Here is an 18,008-nt window from a genome sequence, read left to right as displayed (position 1 = left end):
TGCCCGTATAAATGGACATGACATGGCAAAACAAGGCACTATACTAGTTGTGGATGATAATAAAGGTATCCTGACCGCCGTACAAATGCTGTTAGGAACTTGCTTCGAGAAGGTTATCACCATCTCTACCCCGAACAAGATAAAAAACACGCTGCACGACGAGAACGTGGATGTCGTATTGCTCGACATGAATTTCAGCGCCGGTATAAACAGCGGCAACGAGGGGTTGTTCTGGCTCTCCGAGATCAAGAAGGCTTATCCCTCGATACAAGTCGTTCTCTTTACCGCCTACGCCGACATCGATCTGGCGGTACGAGGAATCAAGGAAGGGGCTACCGATTTCGTGGTAAAGCCTTGGGACAACGCTAAATTATTGGAAACCTTGCAAGCCGCTTACCAAATCCGCTCGGCCAATCATAAAGGCGGTGTCGGCAACAAGCAGTTGGTATCCAAGGAAAGCGGTATGTTCTGGGGAGACAGCAACGCCATGCAGCAACTACGGATGCTGATAGAGAAAGTAGCCAAGACAGACGCCAATATATTAATCACGGGAGAGAACGGAACCGGTAAGGAAATGCTGGCCCGGGAAATACACCTGCTATCCCCCCGCAAGGATGAGGCCATGGTACCGGTGGATATGGGCGCTATCACGGAGACGCTGTTCGAGAGCGAGCTGTTCGGACACGTAAAAGGGGCCTTCACCGACGCCCGGACGGATCGCCCCGGTAAGTTCGAGGTAGCGAACAACGGAAGCTTGTTCCTCGACGAGATCGGGAACCTGTCTTATCATTTGCAAGCCAAATTATTGACCGCCTTGCAACGCCGAAGCATCGTACGGGTAGGTAGCAATACCCCGATCCCCATCAATATCCGCCTGATCTGCGCCACGAACCGGGACTTGCAGGAGATGGTACAGAAAGAGCAATTCCGCGAGGACTTGCTGTATCGTATCAATACGATACACGTAGAGATCCCGCCCTTGAGGGAGCGGCCGGAGGATATCGTACCGCTTACCGAAATATTCATCACGAAATATACCAACATCTATGGTAAAAAGCCCATGGCTCTCACCGACGACGCCAAGGAAAAACTGAAAGCCCAACCTTGGCTGGGTAATATCCGCGAACTGGAACATACCGTGGAGAAAGCGATTATCATCGCCGACGGTGATACTTTAGATGGCAGCAATTTCGATTTTCCCCGTAAGCGGGAGGTGCCCGTCAAGAATGACATCACTACGCTCGAGGAAATGGAGTATACAATGATCAAGGCCGCCATGGATAAATTCGGCGGCAATCTCTCGCTCGTGGCGAACCAGTTGGGAATCTCACGGCAAACGCTTTACAATAAGATCAAGCGGTATGAACTTTAAAGGCATTTATTACAGCCTCACCTTCCGCCTCGCCCTCGCTATCGGGCTGACGGCGGCACTCACCTACCAGGCCTTGGTGGAAGAATGGGGATGGTTCCTGTTCTTAGGCATCGGATGGATGGCTGCCTTGCGGGGCATCAGCCTTTTGTTCAAGCGGAACGCACAAAAGGTAGCCTTCATGTTCGACGCGATCGACAATAGCGATTACGCCTTCAAATACGCTACCCGGGGGCGTTCCTCCAACGACAAGCTGGTTAGCGAGTCCTTAAACCGCATCACCCAGATACTTTTTCAAGCGAAAGCCGAGGCGATCCAGAAAGAGAAATATTACGAGTTGATCATGAACCAAGTGAATACGGGTATCATCGTAGAAGATGATAAGGGCAATATTTTCCAGACCAACAACGAGGCCTTGCGACTGCTGGGATTGACGGTCTTTACCCATGCCCGCCAGCTCGGACGTATCGACGAGAATCTAGAGCGCCTCATCAGCGACGTTCGTCCCGGCGAGAAACATCAGATCTCCTTTATCAACGAGCGGGGCACGGTACATCTCTCGGTCCGTGTCTCCGAGATGACGCTCCAAGAGAAACACGTCCGCATCATCGCGATCAATGATATCAACAGCGAGCTGGACGATAAGGAGATCGAGTCATGGATACGGCTGACACGGGTCTTGACCCATGAGATCATGAACTCCGTCACCCCTATCACCTCCTTGAGCGACACCTTGCTTTCCCTCCACCAGAATGTCGACGAGGAGATACGGGGCGGCTTGGAGGTAATCAGCTCTACCGGGAAGAGCTTGATCGCGTTCGTCGAGTCGTACCGTAAGTTTACGCATATACCGACTCCTCAGCCCTCTTTATTCTACGTCAATAAGTTCGCCGAACGGCTCACGCGGTTGGCCCGTCATCACAATAACTACCCGAACATAACCATTCGTATCGACGTGGAACCGGAGGACTTGATCGTCTACGCCGACGAGAACCTGATCACGCAAGTAGTCTTGAACCTCTTGAAGAACGCCATGCAAGCGATCGGGCACGAGCAAGAAAACGGGCTTATCTTGTTCAAGGCGTATTGCGACCCCAACGAGGCCGTTATCCTAGAAGTGACGAACAACGGCCCTATCATCCCCCCCGAGGAAGCCGAGCATATATTCGTGCCGTTCTTCACCACGAAAGAAGGCGGAAGCGGTATCGGGCTGTCCATCTCACGACAGATCATGCGCTTGTCCGGCGGCAGCATCGCATTGAGAAGCAACCCGGCCCAGCGGCAGACCACCTTCGTGTTGACATTCCCGTAGCTCGTTTACCGTATCCGCATAAACGCGGACACGCGGCCGGGCGGATACGCAGACACACAAGCCCGGATACACGGGCGCGACCGTACGGGTACGACCGCATATCCGTACAGCTGCCCATCCGTATCCGAGTAGCTACATCTTTGTATCCGGGCAGCTACATCTTTGTATCCGAGTAGCTACATCTTTGCAGCCGTACGGATACGGACGGACAGCCGGGCAGCTACAAGAGGACAGCCGTACGGATACCCGCCATCGGCCGTACGAACGTATTTCCGGCCACCGTTGGGTAACAACGAAACTATTCGTATCTTTACGCTGTTTTTTTAATTTAAAAGTATCTATACAAACATGAACTTACTAGACAAACTGAAGATCAACCACCGCCCCCGCTCCGGGGCATTGGATTTGCTAAAATATATCGGCCCCGGATTACTTGTCACCGTAGGCTTTATCGATCCCGGGAATTGGGCGACGAATCTCGCCGCGGGCTCCGAGTTCGGCTACGCCCTCCTGTGGGTCGTCACCTTCTCGTCCGTCATGCTGATCATTATCCAGCACAACGTGGCCCACCTCGGTATCGTGACCGGCCTCTGCCTCTCGGAGGCGACCAACAAATACATGCCGCGCGTGCTAAGCCGCCCGATCCTAGGATCGGCCATGCTCGCCAGCGTATCCACCTCCCTCGCCGAGATACTCGGTGGAGCCATCGCCCTCCGGATGCTGTTCGGTATGCCGATCAAGGCGGGAGCGGTGATCGTCACCATCGTATGCCTCGCCATGCTATTCAGTAATACATATAGTAAGACCGAACGCTGGATCATCACGTTCGTGTCCATTATCGGGCTCTCGTTCCTATACGAGCTGGCGTTGGTCGACGTAGACTGGGGGCAGGCCGTGGTAGGCTGGGTGAAACCCACCTTCCCCGAGAACTCCATGCTGATCATCATGAGCGTACTGGGAGCCGTCGTGATGCCTCACAACCTGTTCCTGCACTCGGAGGTGATACAGAGCCGGGAATGGAACCTAGAAGACGAGTCGGTCATCAAGAAACAACTGAAGTACGAGTTCTACGACACGCTCCTGTCCATGGTGATCGGCTGGGCGATCAACTCGGCGATGATCATCTTGGCCGCCTCTACCTTCTTCAAGCAAAACATCGCCGTAGACGAGCTGGACCAAGCGCAACAGTTATTGGTACCCCTCGTAGGAAATAACGCCGGGGTGATTTTCGCCGCCGCCCTATTACTGGCAGGTATCTCCTCGACCATCACATCCGGTATCGCCGGGGCTTCCATCTTCGCCGGATTCTATGGCGAGGCGTACAATCATACCGACCTCCACTCAAAGCTGGGAGTCCTGCTATCGTTCGTCCCCGCCTTGGCCATCATATTCCTGATCGGCGATCCGTTCAAGGGATTGATCCTGTCGCAGATGTTGTTGAGCGTGCAATTGCCGATCACGGTCTTCACGCAAGTGTACCTCACTTCCAGCAAGAAGGTCATGGGTGTCTACGCGAACAGCCGCTCTACGACCATCATCCTCTTGCTGTTGGGAACGATGGTAACCGTCCTAAATATAGCCCTGCTCATCAGCCTATTTTAAAAAGAAATCGCTACCTTTGCCCCATTCGAAGAAAAACTATCAATTTTTAAGTATGAGCGATATCAATACAAACGAAGAAGAAGGCAAGAAGAACCTGAATTTCATTGAGGCAGCCGTAGAGAAAGATTTAGCGGAAGGCAAGAACGGAGGACGTGTACAAACCCGTTTCCCGCCCGAGCCCAACGGATACCTTCACATCGGCCACGCGAAGGCCATTTGCCTAGATTTCGGCATCGCTGAACGCCATGGCGGTATCTGCAACCTCCGTTTCGACGACACGAACCCGACGAAGGAGGATGAGGAATACGTGGAGGCGATCAAGGAGGATATCCAATGGCTGGGATATCAGTGGGGAAATATTTATTACGCGTCCGACTACTTCCAGCAATTGTGGGATTTCGCGATCCGCCTCATCGAGGAAGGTAAAGCATATATTGACGAGCAGACATCCGAACAAATAGCCCAGCAAAAGGGCACGCCTACCCAACCGGGCATCGAGAGCCCGTATCGCAACCGTCCGATCGAGGAAAGCTTAGCTCTCTTCAAGAAGATGAACACGGGTGAGATAGCGGAAGGTGCCATGGTACTTCGCGCGAAGATCGACATGGCAAACCCGAACATGCACTTCCGCGATCCGATCATCTATCGGGTGGTTAACCATCCGCACCATCGTACGGGCACGACGTGGAAAGCGTATCCGATGTACGACTTCGCCCACGGACAGAGCGATTTCTTCGAGGGCGTAACGCATTCCTTGTGTACCTTGGAGTTTGTCGTACACCGTCCTCTGTATGATTTGTTTATCGACTGGCTGAAGGAAGGCGAGGACTTGAACGACAACCGCCCCCGACAGACTGAGTTCAACAAATTGAACCTAAGCTACACGCTGATGAGCAAGCGTAACCTGCTTACATTGGTAAAAGAGAACTTGGTAAACGGCTGGGATGACCCCCGTATGCCGACCATCTGCGGTTTCCGCCGCCGGGGTTACTCTCCGGAGTCTATCCGTAAGTTCATCGACAAGATCGGTTATACGACTTACGACGCCCTGAACGAGTTCGCCTTGCTGGAAAGCGCCGTACGCGAGGATCTGAATGCCCGCGCCATCCGTGTATCCGCCGTGATCAATCCGGTGAAACTGATTATCACCAACTATCCGGAAGGACAGGTCGAGGAGCTGGAAGCGATCAATAACCCGGAAGATCCGGAAGCCGGCAGCCATACGATCGAGTTCAGCCGTGAGTTGTGGATGGAACGTGAGGACTTCATGGAAGACGCCCCCAAGAAATATTTCCGGATGACACCGGGACAGGAAGTTCGTCTGAAGAACGCTTATATCGTAAAATGTACGGGCTGCAAGAAAGACGAGAACGGTGAGATTACCGAGGTATATTGCGAATACGATCCGAATACCCGCAGCGGTATGCCGGACGCTAACCGTAAAGTAAAAGGTACCTTGCACTGGGTAAGCTGCGCCCATTGCCAAAAAGCGGAAGTACGCTTATACGACCGCCTTTGGAAGGTGGAGAACCCTAGAGACGAATTGGCCGCTATCCGGGAGGAGAAGAATTGCTCCCCGCTAGAGGCCATGAAGGAAATCATCAACCCGAACTCCTTGGAGATCCGGAAAAACTGTTACGTAGAGAAGTTCGTGGCTACCTTGCCCAAGCTTTCCTACCTTCAATTCCAGCGTATCGGCTATTTCAACATAGATAGCGAATCCACCCCCGACAACTTGGTATTCAACCGTACCGTAGGACTAAAGGACACGTGGAGCAAGATTAATAAATAAAGAATAGTAAATGAAAAAAGACGATATCTCACGCTTGTTACAACATTATCTTTCAGCGAAGGAAGAGGGTAAGGAGCCTTATTTCGACGCTGATCAAATCGATGAAATGTTGGACAGCTTTGAAGATTCGAACGATTATACTTACTTTGATGAAGTCTTAGCCCTCGGGCTAAAGCTTCATCCCGGTAATTCCGCCTTGCAAATCAAGAAAGGCAGGCAATTCGCGTATAACGAGGATTATGAGAGCGCTCTCGCTCTGCTCGAGAATATAGCGGAGACTGATAACCAAGATCTGGATATGTTAAAAATGGAATGCTATTGCTCGCTCAACCAATATCCCAAGGTTCTGGAGATCACGGAAGAGTTGATCACTAGGGATTGTGACTATTTGGAGGAAGTCTTCGAGTACATCTCCCCCATCCTGAATGATTTAGACATGAACAAAGAGGCCCGCGATTTCGTGGACCGTGGCTTGGCTTTATTTCCGGATAACTTGATCCTTAAGAATGAGCTTTGCTACATCCTCGAGACGGAAGGAGACATTCCCCGGGCGATCGAGTTATGTAATGAGCTAATCGATAAGAATCCTTTCTCATACGAGTATTGGTTTACGCTGGGAAGGCTACATTCCATGGTTGGCGATTACGAGAAAGCGATCGAGGCTTTCGACTTCGCCTTGACGTGTGATGATTCCGATACGGAACTGAAAATATTGAAAGCGTACTGCCTGTATATGAACGAGAGCTATGAGAAGGCGATCGAGGAATATCAAGAAATCGAGGGTGATGAGGAGGTGATGCGCCGTATCTCTCCACTCATGGCGGAATGTTATATGAAGCTGGAGCAATATGAGAAGGCTTACCAACTGCTTTCCACGATCATAAACGATCCGGATATGGAGGATGGGCCGACCAATTATATCAATTATATCCGTTGTTGTACCGAGACTGAGCGCGACAACGAGGCTTCCATCATGTTATTCAAGGCGGCGCAATTGTATCCGAACAATGTCCGTCTCCTTTCTCTTTTAGCGCTTTGCTTGCTTGATAGCGGGAAAAAGGAGGAGGCTATCGCTATTACGAATAAGATATTCAAGATCATCGATAAGAAAAGTATCAATCCGGAAACTCAAGAAGAATGCAACAGCCTGCTTCATGCCGGACAATATTTGCTTTCTAAGGGAGATGTAGATAAGGCGATCTCTTATTACAAGAAAGTCCTTCAAATCAACCCGAAGACTCCAATGATTCATATCCATTTGGCTATGGCTTATCTGGATAACCGTGATATGGAAAATTTCATGGAGCATATCGGCCAAATATCCGGAGATGATCTTCTTTATTTGCTTCGTAAAGTGGGACCAGAAGTATTCGCGGACTTTACCATCGATTCCGATAAAGAGAAGAAACATATCCAACCCGAGGATCTGGTAAAAGAGTTTTTAAAGAATAAAGATAACAGTAATTAGACAATTAATAATGTAATATGCCTAACAAACGAAATCTCAAGGACTACGGTTTTTTAGTATTAAAAGGTATGGGTATGGGAGCGGCGGATGTCGTTCCCGGCGTGTCGGGAGGAACGATCGCCTTTATCGTAGGTATCTACGAGGAACTGATCGACTCTATCAAAAGTATTAACGGGACGACATTGAAACAATTATTCACGGGGAAAATAGCGGCCTTCTGGAAAGGGATCAACGCTAATTTCTTGCTTTCTATCGTGGGTGGTATCGGTATCAGCATATTCTCGCTGGCGAAGATCATTACGTATCTCTTGGTGTATCACCCGATCTTGGTATGGTCTTTTTTCTTTGGCTTGGTGCTGGCCTCTACTTGGTTCGTCTCTAAGGATATCAAGCAATGGAACTGGAAGACGATCTTGAGTTTCGTTGTCGGGGCGATGATCGCTTTTTATATCACCGTGGCGACTCCCGCCGAGACTCCGAGTAATTTACTCTTTATCTTCCTCTGTGGGGCGATCGCTATTTGCGCCATGATCTTGCCGGGTATCTCGGGTAGCTTTATCTTAGTGTTGCTCGGAAAATACTTCTATATCATGGAGGCGGTCAAGACATTTAACGTTCCCGTTATGTTGGTGTTTATAGCGGGTGCGGCTATTGGTATCACGACGTTCTCCCGCGTGTTGTCATTCGCCCTTCGTAAATTCCATGATATAACGATCGCCGTATTGGCCGGATTCATGTTGGGTTCGCTTAACAAGGTATGGCCTTGGAAAGAAACGATCGAGACCTATGTGGATAGCCATGGCATGACCAAGCCGTTGGTTGAGGCGAATATCGCTCCGAATCAGTTTGTTTGGGAGGCCGTCGGATTGATGATCTTAGGTTTCGGGATCGTATATTTCCTAGAAAAGCTCTCACAAAAAAGCGCTAAGGCGTAACCCAATATTACAATGGGCATTATAAGGTGATTAGAATGCCCATTCTTATTTGCCTACATTTTATCATCGCACATCGTACTTTTCCAATAAGCGAAATCCTCTCTATACTAATAAAGTGATAAAGAAGTATCAAAAGTAACTATAACCGTACCCTAGTCGCCGAGGTGTTAAATATCAGTAGAAAGACGCTATTCAACAAAATGAAACGTTATAATCTTGGCAACGAGTAATTTTTTACTAACTTTGATGCCTCAATAGAAATGTGTTACATTTAGATTTTAAATAAACAAGTATTATGGCGAAAATAAAAGGAGCTGTTGTTGTAAACACAGAGCGCTGCAAGGGATGCAACCTTTGCGTAGTAGCCTGCCCGTCGGATGTACTGGAGTTGCACCCACGAGAAGTAAACAACAAGGGGTATCACTATGTGTACATGAAGAACCCGGACGCATGCATCGGTTGCGCTAGTTGCGGGTTAGTTTGTCCGGACGGTTGTCTAACGATCTACAAAGTAAAAATATAAAGTTATATCAAGATATGGCAGAAGATATAAAATTAATGAAGGGTAACGAGGCCATCGCCCATGCGGCTATCCGCTATGGCGTGGACGGTTACTTCGGCTATCCGATCACTCCGCAGTCGGAGATATTGGAAACCCTTATGGCAGAGATGCCGTGGGAAAAGACCGGCATGGTAGTCTTACAAGCGGAGAGCGAGGTAGCCGCTATTAATATGGTATACGGCGGAGCCGGCACTGGAAAGAAAGTGATGACCTCTTCTTCCAGTCCGGGCGTGAGCTTGAAACAAGAAGGTATCTCTTATATCGCAGGAGCGGAGCTTCCTTGTCTGATCGTGAACGTTATGCGTGGCGGTCCCGGATTAGGAACGATCCAGCCGAGTCAGGCTGATTATTTCCAGACCGTGAAAGGCGGTGGTCATGGCGATTACCGTTTGATAACCTTAGCTCCCTCTTCCGTACAGGAGATGGCCGATTTCGTAGGCCTTGGTTTTGATCTGGCTTTCAAATACAATAACCCCGCTATTATCTTGGCGGACGGTATCATCGGACAGATGATGGAGAAGGTGGTATTGCCTCCCTATCAACCCCGCCGTACCGAGGAAGAGATTATCGCTCAATGTCCTTGGGCCGTACAAGGAAAGAAGGGCGGACGCAAAGGTAACGTCATCACTTCCTTGGAGCTAGACCCGGCGAAGATGGAAGAGAACAATATCCGTTTCCAAGCGAAATATCGCAAGATCGAGGAAAACGAGGTTCGTTACGAGGAGTTCCAATGTGAGGACGCTGATTATCTATTGATCGCGTTCGGTTCTTCCGCCCGTATTTGCCAGAAGGTAGTCGAGATCGCCCGTGCGGAAGGTATCAAGCTTGGCTTGTTACGCCCGATCACGTTATGGCCGTTCCCGACAAAAGTGATCGCCGCTTATGCGGATAAGGTAAAAGGTATGTTATCGGTTGAGTTGAACGCCGGACAGATGGTAGAGGACGTTCGCCTAGCCGTAAATGGTAAGGTGAAGGTAGAGCACTTTGGCCGATTGGGTGGAATCGTATTCACCCCGGATGAGGTATTGAACGCGCTGAAGGAAAAATTATTCTGATCCGTATGACACGAGGAAGTAAAGCTGACGAGATATTGACGCTGTTTTTTATGCTACTGGCCATAGCTGCCGTGGTATGTTACTTCGCTGTTAGCGATAAGGCCGTATTCTTGTATTGTGGCGGGGCGGCGATCGTATTGCGGCTGGTGCAATATGTCTTAAGATATATACATTAATAATTAAAGATTATGGAACTCAACGATATAATTAAACCGGAAAATCTGGTGTATGAAAAGCCCAGATTGATGAATGAAAATCCCATGCACTACTGCCCCGGTTGCAGCCACGGTGTGATACATAAGTTAATCGCCGAGGTTATAGCCGATATGGGTCTGGAAGATAAGACAATCGGTATCTCCCCCGTGGGATGTGCCGTATTCGCATATAACTACTTGGATATCGATTGGATCGAGGCAGCCCACGGACGTGCGCCAGCCATAGCTTCTGCTGTTAAACGCTTGAATCCGGAGAAGATGGTATTCACGTATCAAGGAGATGGTGACTTGGCGGCTATCGGTACGGCCGAGACGATTCATGCAGCCAACCGTGGCGAGAATATCGTGATCGTATTCGTAAATAACGCGATCTATGGTATGACCGGCGGACAGATGGCTCCGACTACACTGGAAGGTATGCCCACGGCTACCTGTCCTTACGGACGCAACATCGCCTTGAACGGTTACCCGCTGAAGATCGGTGATTTATTAGCCCAATTGGAAGGAACTTGCTTGGTAACACGCCAAAGCGTACAGACGGCCGCAGCCGTACGGAAAGCGAAGAAGATGCTTCGTAAGGCTTTCGAGAACGCTATGGCCGGTAAGGGTACTTCTGTGGTAGAGTTCGTCTCCACTTGCTCATCCGGCTGGAAGATGACTCCGGAAAAAGCCAATAAATGGATGGAAGCGAACATGTTCCCCTTCTACCCGCTGGGCGACTTAAAGAATGTTGAATAAGTAATACGGTAAACGACAATGAAACAAGAAATAATTATAGCAGGCTTCGGTGGACAAGGTGTATTGTCTATGGGTAAGATCTTGGCCTATTCCGGTTTGATGGAAGGCAAGGAGGTTAGCTGGATGCCTTCATACGGACCTGAGCAACGTGGCGGTACGGCCAACGTAACCGTTATCTTGAGCGACGAGCGTATCAGCTCACCCGTATTGAATGAATATGATATCGCTATTATCTTGAACCAACCTTCCATGGATAAGTTCGAGAGCAAGGTGAAACCGGGCGGTATCTTGATTTACGATGGTTATGGCATCCATACGCCAGCGAAACGTACGGATATTAACGTATATCGGGTAGATGCCATGGACGCCGCTACCGAGATGAAGAACGAGAAGGCATTCAATATGTTGATCTTAGGCGGGTTGCTTAATATCGTCCCGATGGTTCAATTGGAGAACGTCATGCTAGGATTGAAGAAATCCTTGCCCGAGCGTCACCATCATTTGTTGCCGATGAACGAGGCTGCCATTAAGAAAGGAATGGAGATTATACAGAAAATATAAGAAGCTCATTCATTGATGTGCCGATATGCCAATTAAGTTTTCTGATTGGCATATTGGCATATTTTATAATTGGCACATTATTTTTTGTTATATCTTTGCAACCCATGAAGTATTATCTATACATATTACTTTTTCTGATAGGAACGGCGGCTTCCGCGCATGCGCAAGGACGTTCCGGGAGCCGGGGAGGACGAGGTGGATTCTCGTTATCTAATTTATCATCCTCAAACAAGGAAATACCGGATAGCTTGCTGCAAACAGATAGCGCGGCGCTGAAATCAAAACGAATCATCGGTTATCGGCTCACGCCTCTTTTGGGAGAACGTTATATCGCTCCTATGGATACCAATCGATTAAATTTCGGGAATAGTACGTTGGTGGAAGCGAACTCATTGGCCGTAGGTTATCTGGCGAATGTGGGATCGCCGGCGCAAACCCGTATTTTTAACGAACGTAAGGAGGAACGTGATTTCATCTTCGCCGATGCCTATGATTATTATATCACGACCCCAACAAACGCTTATTTCTACGATACCAAAGTACCCTATACCCAAGTGACTTATACGACAGGAGGAGCCAGCCAGAATAAGATGGACCGACTGAAAGGGGTATTGACCATGAACTTTGGCAAAAAGATCAATGTCGGTGGCGAGATGGATTATATCTATAGCCGCGGATATTATAACTCCAACGGTAATAAATTATTAAGTTATCGTTTTTTCGGAAGTTATATCACCGACCGTTACGAGTTAAACGCTTATTTAAGTAATTTCAATTTCGTAAACTACGAGAACGGTGGACTTACAAATGACCAGTATATCACGAATCCCGATGACTTGGCCGAGAATCAAAGAAATATCGATAGTAAATCATACCCTGTCCGTTACACGGACACATGGAACCGTGTCCGTGGAAAACAATATTTCCTGACACAGAGATACAATCTCGGTTTTACTAAGGAATTGGAAGAAACCGATGAGGAAGGGAACGTAAAAGAGGTATTCATTCCGGTTTCCAGTATCATCCATACCATCGATTACGAAGATAACCGCAGACGCTTTATCTCTAATGATGCCGGGATCGATACCTGCTACACTCATCTTTATGGTATGGACGCATCTTTGAATGACCAGACTTCCTCTTGGAATTTAAAGAATACCTTTGCGTTGGCCTTGCGGGAAGGTTTCCAAGATTGGGCTAAGTTCGGGCTGACCGCCTTCGTTACTTTCGAGAAACGCCGGTTTAGATTGGCATCCCAAGTTCCCGGACTGGACTACGGTCCGGATGGTCGTGGAAGCTCTGAGCCAAGCACATTAAATTTCCCTACTTCCGAAGTATATGATGAGTTTACTACCTACATCGGCGGCGAATTATCCAAACGCCGTGGTAGCCTTCTTACCTACAATGTCCGTGGAGAATTAGGACTTGCGGGAAGTGACGCCGGAGAGGTCCGAGTGAGCGGAGACCTGCAAACAAAATTCAAACTTTTTAAGAAAGACGCTACGATCAAGGCGGAAGGATACATCAAGAACATCACCCCGGCGTTCTACCAACGTCACCATCATGGGCGTTACTATTGGTGGGATCTATCATTGAAAAATGTGCAAAGGATTTACGCCGGAGCGAAAATCAACTTGGAATCCACCCGTACCCAGTTATCCGGAGGAGTGGAAAGTATCCAGAATTATGTATTCTTCAACGGCAAAGGTTTGCCGGAGCAAAGCAGTAAGAACATCCAAGTTGTCTCAGCCCGTATCAAGCAAGATATCATGTATCGTGCGTTCGGATGGGAGAATGAGGTGGCCTATCAGCTTTCTAGCGAGAAGTCTCAACTTCCGTTGCCGGATATCAGCGCATACTCGAATATATATCTAGCGTTTAAGTTGGCGAAAGTATTAACCGTACAGATTGGCGCGAACGTATACTACAACACCGCTTATTACGCTCCTTATTACGAGCCGGCTACCCAGCAGTTCCAAGTACAGGAAGAAGACAAGAAAGTGAAGGTCGGTAATTATCCGTTGATCAACGCTTATGCGAATTTCCATTTGAAGCAAGCTCGCTTCTTCATCATGGCATACAATCTAGGCTCTAAGTTCGTTGACCCGAATTACTTCTCTCTTGCGCATTATCCGTTGGACCCGATGGTCTTGAAAATGGGTATCTCCGTGACTTTCAATAATTAATCGATTGCCATGAGATCTAAGAAGTTGCTTATCCTATACGCTTTTCTACTGATTGTCGCTGTAGTGACAATGGTACAGCTTTGGAGACTTAACCAACGTCCCCAAGAGATCGGACCTCGTGATTATCCGGAAATCAAGGAAGAAGGAATTCTTCGGATGATAACCGAGTACAATCAATCCGGATATTTCGTATCCGGCGATACGGTGCAAGGTTTTCAATACGAGCTTAGCCAAGCGATCGCTAAATTATCCGGATTGGAGGTTCAGACGCATTTGGAAATGAGTTTAGCGAAAAGCTTCGAGGAATTATCGGACAACAAATGCGACGTAATCGCAAGAAACATACCCATCACCTCCGAGATGCGGGAAAACTACCTGTTCACCGAACCGATCGTTCTCAACAAGCAAGTCTTGGTACAACGTACGGCAGAGGCGAACAACGGACAAGCCCCTATCCGTAACCAATTGGATTTAGCCCAAAAGACTTTATACATACCGAAAGATTCCCCGGCCTTATTGCGTCTGCAAAATCTGGGACACGAGATAGGCGATACGATCTACGTGGTGGAAGATGAGTTATATTCTACCGAGCAGCTTATGATCATGGTAGCCAAAGGCGATATCGATTATGCCGTATGCGACCAACAAATCGCCCGCATGACCCAGAAAAAACTGCCGGAAGTCGATATCCTAACGGATGTCAGTTTTACCCAATTGCAATCGTGGGCGGTCCGTAAAGACTCTCCTGTCCTACTGGATAGCCTAAATAGTTGGCTCCAGCAAATCAAAGACAGTGGATTATACGACCAGATTTATAAGCGCTATTACAAATAGGGCTATTCATGAGACGGCAAAATAAAGGAGAACTCCGAACCCACCCCTAATTCAGACGTAACATGTATCGAACCTCCCATCTTCACAACCAATCCTTTGCAGATAGCCAGTCCTAATCCGATTCCTTCCATATAGTCGTTTATTTTCACGAAACGGTCGAAGACATCTTTCAATTTTTCCTTATCGATGCCGATTCCCGTATCCCTTACGTAAAAACGTAATTGATCATCCGGTTGAATGGTATATCCCATCGTGATGCTACCTTCTTTCGTGTTCTTGATAGCGTTGTTCACCAAATTATTAATCAACTGCAACAGACGCATGCTATCCGTACCGAACATATGGTGGTCAGCCTCTTTCTCCAAAACCAACTTGACTCCTCCCGGAACCCGTAACTTGGCGGAAGCATAAATCGTATCCATCAATTCACTGACATCTAATTGCTCATATGTGATCTTTATCGCATCCGCCTCGATCTTCGAGATATCCAAGATGTCATTGATCAATTGCATCAACAATTGGTTATTCATCTTGATCACATCGTAGTACGACATACGTTCCTCATCCGTATCAGCAAAAGCCATCAATTCAGAGAAACCGGTAATCGCATTCAAAGGAGTCCGGATCTCATGGCTCATATCCGCCAGATATTTCGATTTCATCTTATCAGCGGCCTCAGCCTTCACCTTCGCCTCCTCAAGGCTTAATTCTTGATTCTTCCGTTCCTGAATATTCGTTGAACATCCAAGGATAACCGAAGGTCTTCCTTTATCGTCCCGTTCATACACGGTAGCGAATACCTCTCTCCAAACATATTCCTTCTTGCCGGGAAATAGCATACGTGCCTCGATCCTTGCCTCAGAGATTTCCCCTCGGCAAAGACGGGTAAACATATTATGATAATGTTCTTGATCATCCGGATGCGCCCGGCTGATAAACTGCCCCCATGACACCTCTATCATATCTTCCGACATGGTATTCCAATCGTTCAAGGTCACAACGGAATCCTTGAAATTATGGGTACTGTCCGGATCGATGAAGATCGAGCATGTACGTATATCACTTATCCGCAATGCCATTTTCGTCAAGATCCGGGTTCTTCTCAAAGTATTCTCCGTAGCCAACTCGGAAGTTATATCTCTCCATAAAGCCAAGACAAGCGGCTTGCCATTATTTAGGGAAATAGGATATTTAGCGACCTCTATATCCCGGTAATCGCCGGAGGCCGATTTTACCTTGCCCTTAAATCTAGCGGTCAGTCCTGTCTTGATCACATTCATATCGGTTTCCAGACGCTCCTCGGCGGTCATCAAGGCATTATAATTCACCTCGAAATCATCATGTCCCTCGATCTCCCGGGTTTCAATACCCGTTATTTCCTCCATAAAATGATTCCAATACAGGTAATTAAAATGGTTATCCCCATCTTTCACGAAAACACCCAACGGTAACCGATCTAATATCGTATTGATCAGTTCTTGTAGATTTTTTTCTGTTTTCAGAGAAGATACATTGCGTGTATAAACGATCACAAGCTCCTCATTAAAAAGGCTTGCTTGCGATAGATAATAATAGTTCTTTCCCTCAAAAGAGACCTCAAAAGAGAAATCCACTTTCACTTGCTCCTCGAAAACACGTTTAACCGCAGCTCTATAGATCTCATATTGATCGTAGTTCTTCCCGTCCGGGAACAACGCTTGAGGTTGCTTTCCGATACAGTTATTCGCTAAATAATGATAATAATCGTCTTTTGCAGAAATAACCTTGACAAGAGTAAGATTTCGATCTACTAATACGATCGTATCGGGACTCTTCTCCATGATCATCTCTAATCCAGACTGAACGTTACTTCCGCTTTCTAGACTATTCATATTAATTCTTTCGTTTTTGGGGTATAACTCGGGGATAAAGGTATTTATTTTTCTATTTATCACCAAAGAGAAACCTACCTATTGCATAATATTTCTAAATAATCTTTATCTTTACCGGGAATTTGAATGTAAAAAGATGAGATTTGATGAATTAGATTTGGAAGATGCCGTATTAGACGGGCTTTATGACATGAATTTTGACGAAACGACTCCAGTCCAAGAGTTAACGATTCCTGTCATTTTAGAAGGTAAAGACATCATCGCTTGCGCACAGACCGGAACCGGTAAAACGGCGGCGTATGTTTTGCCAGTTATTAATGAACTAAGCAAAGGTTGTCATCCGACAGACGCGGTGAATGCGGTCATTATGGCACCGACCCGGGAATTGGCTCAACAAATAGACCAACAAATTCAAGGATTCACTTATTTTATACCTTCCGTATCCGCAGTAGCCGTGTATGGAGGTACCGACGGAATCGCTTGGGAACAACAAAAGAGAGGTTTAGAGATGGGTGCGGATATCGTGATCGCTACCCCGGGACGTTTATTGTCCCATATTAAGTTAGGTATTGTAGATTTGTCTAAAGTGTCGTTCTTCGTCTTAGACGAGGCGGACCGCATGCTGGATATGGGTTTTTATGACGACATCATGCAGGTTCATAAACAGCTGCCCCCCTACTGCCAGACGATCATGTTCTCGGCTACCATGCCGCCTAAGATCCGGACGTTGGCTAAAACCATCCTAAAAGATCCGGAAGAAGTCAAGATCGCTATCTCACGCCCACCCGAATCTATCATGCAAACCGCATATATCTGCTACGATCCACAAAAGCTCAAGATTCTACAAGATCTCTTCACTCAAAGCCGCCCTCAACGAGTAATTATCTTCTCCTCTTCTAAAATGAAGGTGAAAGAATTAGCGTCTACCTTAAAAAGATTAAAGTTCAATGTAGCCGCCATGCACTCGGATCTAGAGCAATCCCAAAGGGAGGAGGTCATGAAAGAATTCAAGAGCGGACATATCGATATCCTTGTGGCTACGGATGTCGTAGCACGTGGAATTGATATCAATGACATCAAGTTGGTCGTGAACTTCGATATCCCGCATGATCCGGAGGATTACGTACACCGAATCGGACGTACGGCACGGGGTACGAACGGCGAAGGATTGGCGATTACTTTCGTATCGATCGACGAACAAGCACAATTCAAGCGCATAGAGGATTTCTTGGAAAAAGAGGTTTATAAGATACCGGTCAGCCCGGAATTCGGTGAAGTGCCCTTGTATGAGCCGGAAAAATACGGTATGAATAAAAGAGGCAGAGGACGGCCTCGTAAAAGTGAGGATAAAGGATCATCCTCGAGCCCACAAAAACGAAATATGGGACACCGTGGAAGGCCTAAAAAGGCGCAATAAAAGCATTATTCTTTTAAATCAAAAACACTATACTTTTGGAGCTAAAACAATATGTTTCGAACTCAAAAGTATAGTGTTTTTTATGGGATAT

General features: G+C 47.5%; 16 protein-coding genes. 15 read left to right on the top strand and 1 reads right to left on the bottom strand.

Annotation, left to right across the window (positions count from 1 at the left end):
• Nucleotides 1-22: 22 nt before the first annotated feature.
• The 14 genes from CI959_RS15995 to CI959_RS15935 all read left to right on the top strand — a co-directional run bounded on the left by CI959_RS15995 (nucleotide 23) and on the right by CI959_RS15935 (nucleotide 14,629).
• Complete coding sequence (locus CI959_RS15995) at nucleotides 23-1,372, top strand: sigma-54 dependent transcriptional regulator (RefSeq protein ID WP_057317350.1); 1,350 nt, start codon at nucleotides 23-25, stop codon at nucleotides 1,370-1,372.
• On the top strand, nucleotides 1,362-2,681 hold the full coding sequence (locus CI959_RS15990; protein WP_057317351.1) for a PAS domain-containing sensor histidine kinase: 1,320 nt from the start codon (nucleotides 1,362-1,364) through the stop codon (nucleotides 2,679-2,681). The genes CI959_RS15995 and CI959_RS15990 overlap by 11 nt, the downstream gene beginning before the upstream one ends.
• Nucleotides 2,682-3,029: 348 nt before the next feature.
• The gene (locus CI959_RS15985) at nucleotides 3,030-4,283 is read left to right on the top strand and encodes an Nramp family divalent metal transporter (RefSeq protein WP_008780456.1); all 1,254 of its coding nucleotides are present in this window, start codon (nucleotides 3,030-3,032) and stop codon (nucleotides 4,281-4,283) included.
• A gap of 52 nt (nucleotides 4,284-4,335) precedes the next feature.
• Nucleotides 4,336-6,075: a glutamine--tRNA ligase/YqeY domain fusion protein gene (locus tag CI959_RS15980; protein ID WP_008778287.1), complete on the top strand. Its 1,740-nt coding sequence runs from the start codon at nucleotides 4,336-4,338 to the stop codon at nucleotides 6,073-6,075.
• Between the two features lie 10 nt (nucleotides 6,076-6,085).
• On the top strand, nucleotides 6,086-7,543 hold the full coding sequence (locus tag CI959_RS15975; protein WP_057317352.1) for a tetratricopeptide repeat protein: 1,458 nt from the start codon (nucleotides 6,086-6,088) through the stop codon (nucleotides 7,541-7,543).
• A 17-nt stretch (nucleotides 7,544-7,560) separates the two neighbouring features.
• Nucleotides 7,561-8,478 carry a DUF368 domain-containing protein gene (locus CI959_RS15970; protein ID WP_036616753.1) on the top strand — a complete coding sequence of 306 codons (918 nt, stop codon included), beginning with the start codon at nucleotides 7,561-7,563 and terminating at the stop codon, nucleotides 8,476-8,478.
• Nucleotides 8,479-8,606: 128 nt separating this feature from the next.
• Nucleotides 8,607-8,708 (top strand): helix-turn-helix domain-containing protein, encoded by a 102-nt coding sequence (locus tag CI959_RS15965; protein WP_226766767.1) that lies wholly within the window; start codon nucleotides 8,607-8,609, stop codon nucleotides 8,706-8,708.
• A 65-nt stretch (nucleotides 8,709-8,773) separates the two neighbouring features.
• A complete protein-coding gene (locus tag CI959_RS15960; protein ID WP_005856324.1) occupies nucleotides 8,774-9,001 on the top strand; it encodes a ferredoxin family protein in 228 nt (75 codons plus the stop codon).
• 14 nt (nucleotides 9,002-9,015) lie between these two features.
• Nucleotides 9,016-10,095: a 3-methyl-2-oxobutanoate dehydrogenase subunit VorB gene (locus CI959_RS15955; RefSeq protein ID WP_005856322.1), complete on the top strand. Its 1,080-nt coding sequence runs from the start codon at nucleotides 9,016-9,018 to the stop codon at nucleotides 10,093-10,095.
• A 5-nt stretch (nucleotides 10,096-10,100) separates the two neighbouring features.
• Nucleotides 10,101-10,271 carry a hypothetical protein gene (locus CI959_RS21560; protein WP_172580096.1) on the top strand — a complete coding sequence of 57 codons (171 nt, stop codon included), beginning with the start codon at nucleotides 10,101-10,103 and terminating at the stop codon, nucleotides 10,269-10,271.
• 12 nt (nucleotides 10,272-10,283) lie between these two features.
• Nucleotides 10,284-11,048 carry a thiamine pyrophosphate-dependent enzyme gene (locus CI959_RS15950; RefSeq protein WP_005856318.1) on the top strand — a complete coding sequence of 255 codons (765 nt, stop codon included), beginning with the start codon at nucleotides 10,284-10,286 and terminating at the stop codon, nucleotides 11,046-11,048.
• Between the two features lie 18 nt (nucleotides 11,049-11,066).
• A complete protein-coding gene (locus CI959_RS15945) occupies nucleotides 11,067-11,609 on the top strand; it encodes a 2-oxoacid:acceptor oxidoreductase family protein (RefSeq protein ID WP_005856316.1) in 543 nt (180 codons plus the stop codon).
• Nucleotides 11,610-11,713: 104 nt separating this feature from the next.
• Nucleotides 11,714-13,795 carry a putative porin gene (locus tag CI959_RS15940; protein WP_010182819.1) on the top strand — a complete coding sequence of 694 codons (2,082 nt, stop codon included), beginning with the start codon at nucleotides 11,714-11,716 and terminating at the stop codon, nucleotides 13,793-13,795.
• Between the two features lie 9 nt (nucleotides 13,796-13,804).
• Nucleotides 13,805-14,629: a transporter substrate-binding domain-containing protein gene (locus tag CI959_RS15935; RefSeq protein WP_005856312.1), complete on the top strand. Its 825-nt coding sequence runs from the start codon at nucleotides 13,805-13,807 to the stop codon at nucleotides 14,627-14,629.
• A 2-nt stretch (nucleotides 14,630-14,631) separates the two neighbouring features.
• Here the strand turns inward: CI959_RS15935 and CI959_RS15930 are convergent, their stop codons facing one another.
• Entirely contained in the window at nucleotides 14,632-16,500 is a 1,869-nt protein-coding gene (locus tag CI959_RS15930; RefSeq protein WP_011966432.1) for an ATP-binding protein, read from the bottom strand.
• A 136-nt stretch (nucleotides 16,501-16,636) separates the two neighbouring features.
• On the opposite strand from CI959_RS15930, the gene CI959_RS15925 reads away from it, so the two are divergent.
• A complete protein-coding gene (locus CI959_RS15925; protein ID WP_057317353.1) occupies nucleotides 16,637-17,917 on the top strand; it encodes a DEAD/DEAH box helicase in 1,281 nt (426 codons plus the stop codon).
• The last annotated feature ends 91 nt before the right edge of the window (nucleotides 17,918-18,008 follow it).

Source organism: Parabacteroides sp. AT13, assembly GCF_002272965.1.
GTDB classification, from domain to species: domain Bacteria; phylum Bacteroidota; class Bacteroidia; order Bacteroidales; family Tannerellaceae; genus Parabacteroides; species Parabacteroides distasonis.
Note: the sequence above shows the minus strand (reverse complement) of the source record. Positions and strands in the feature narration are given on the sequence as shown.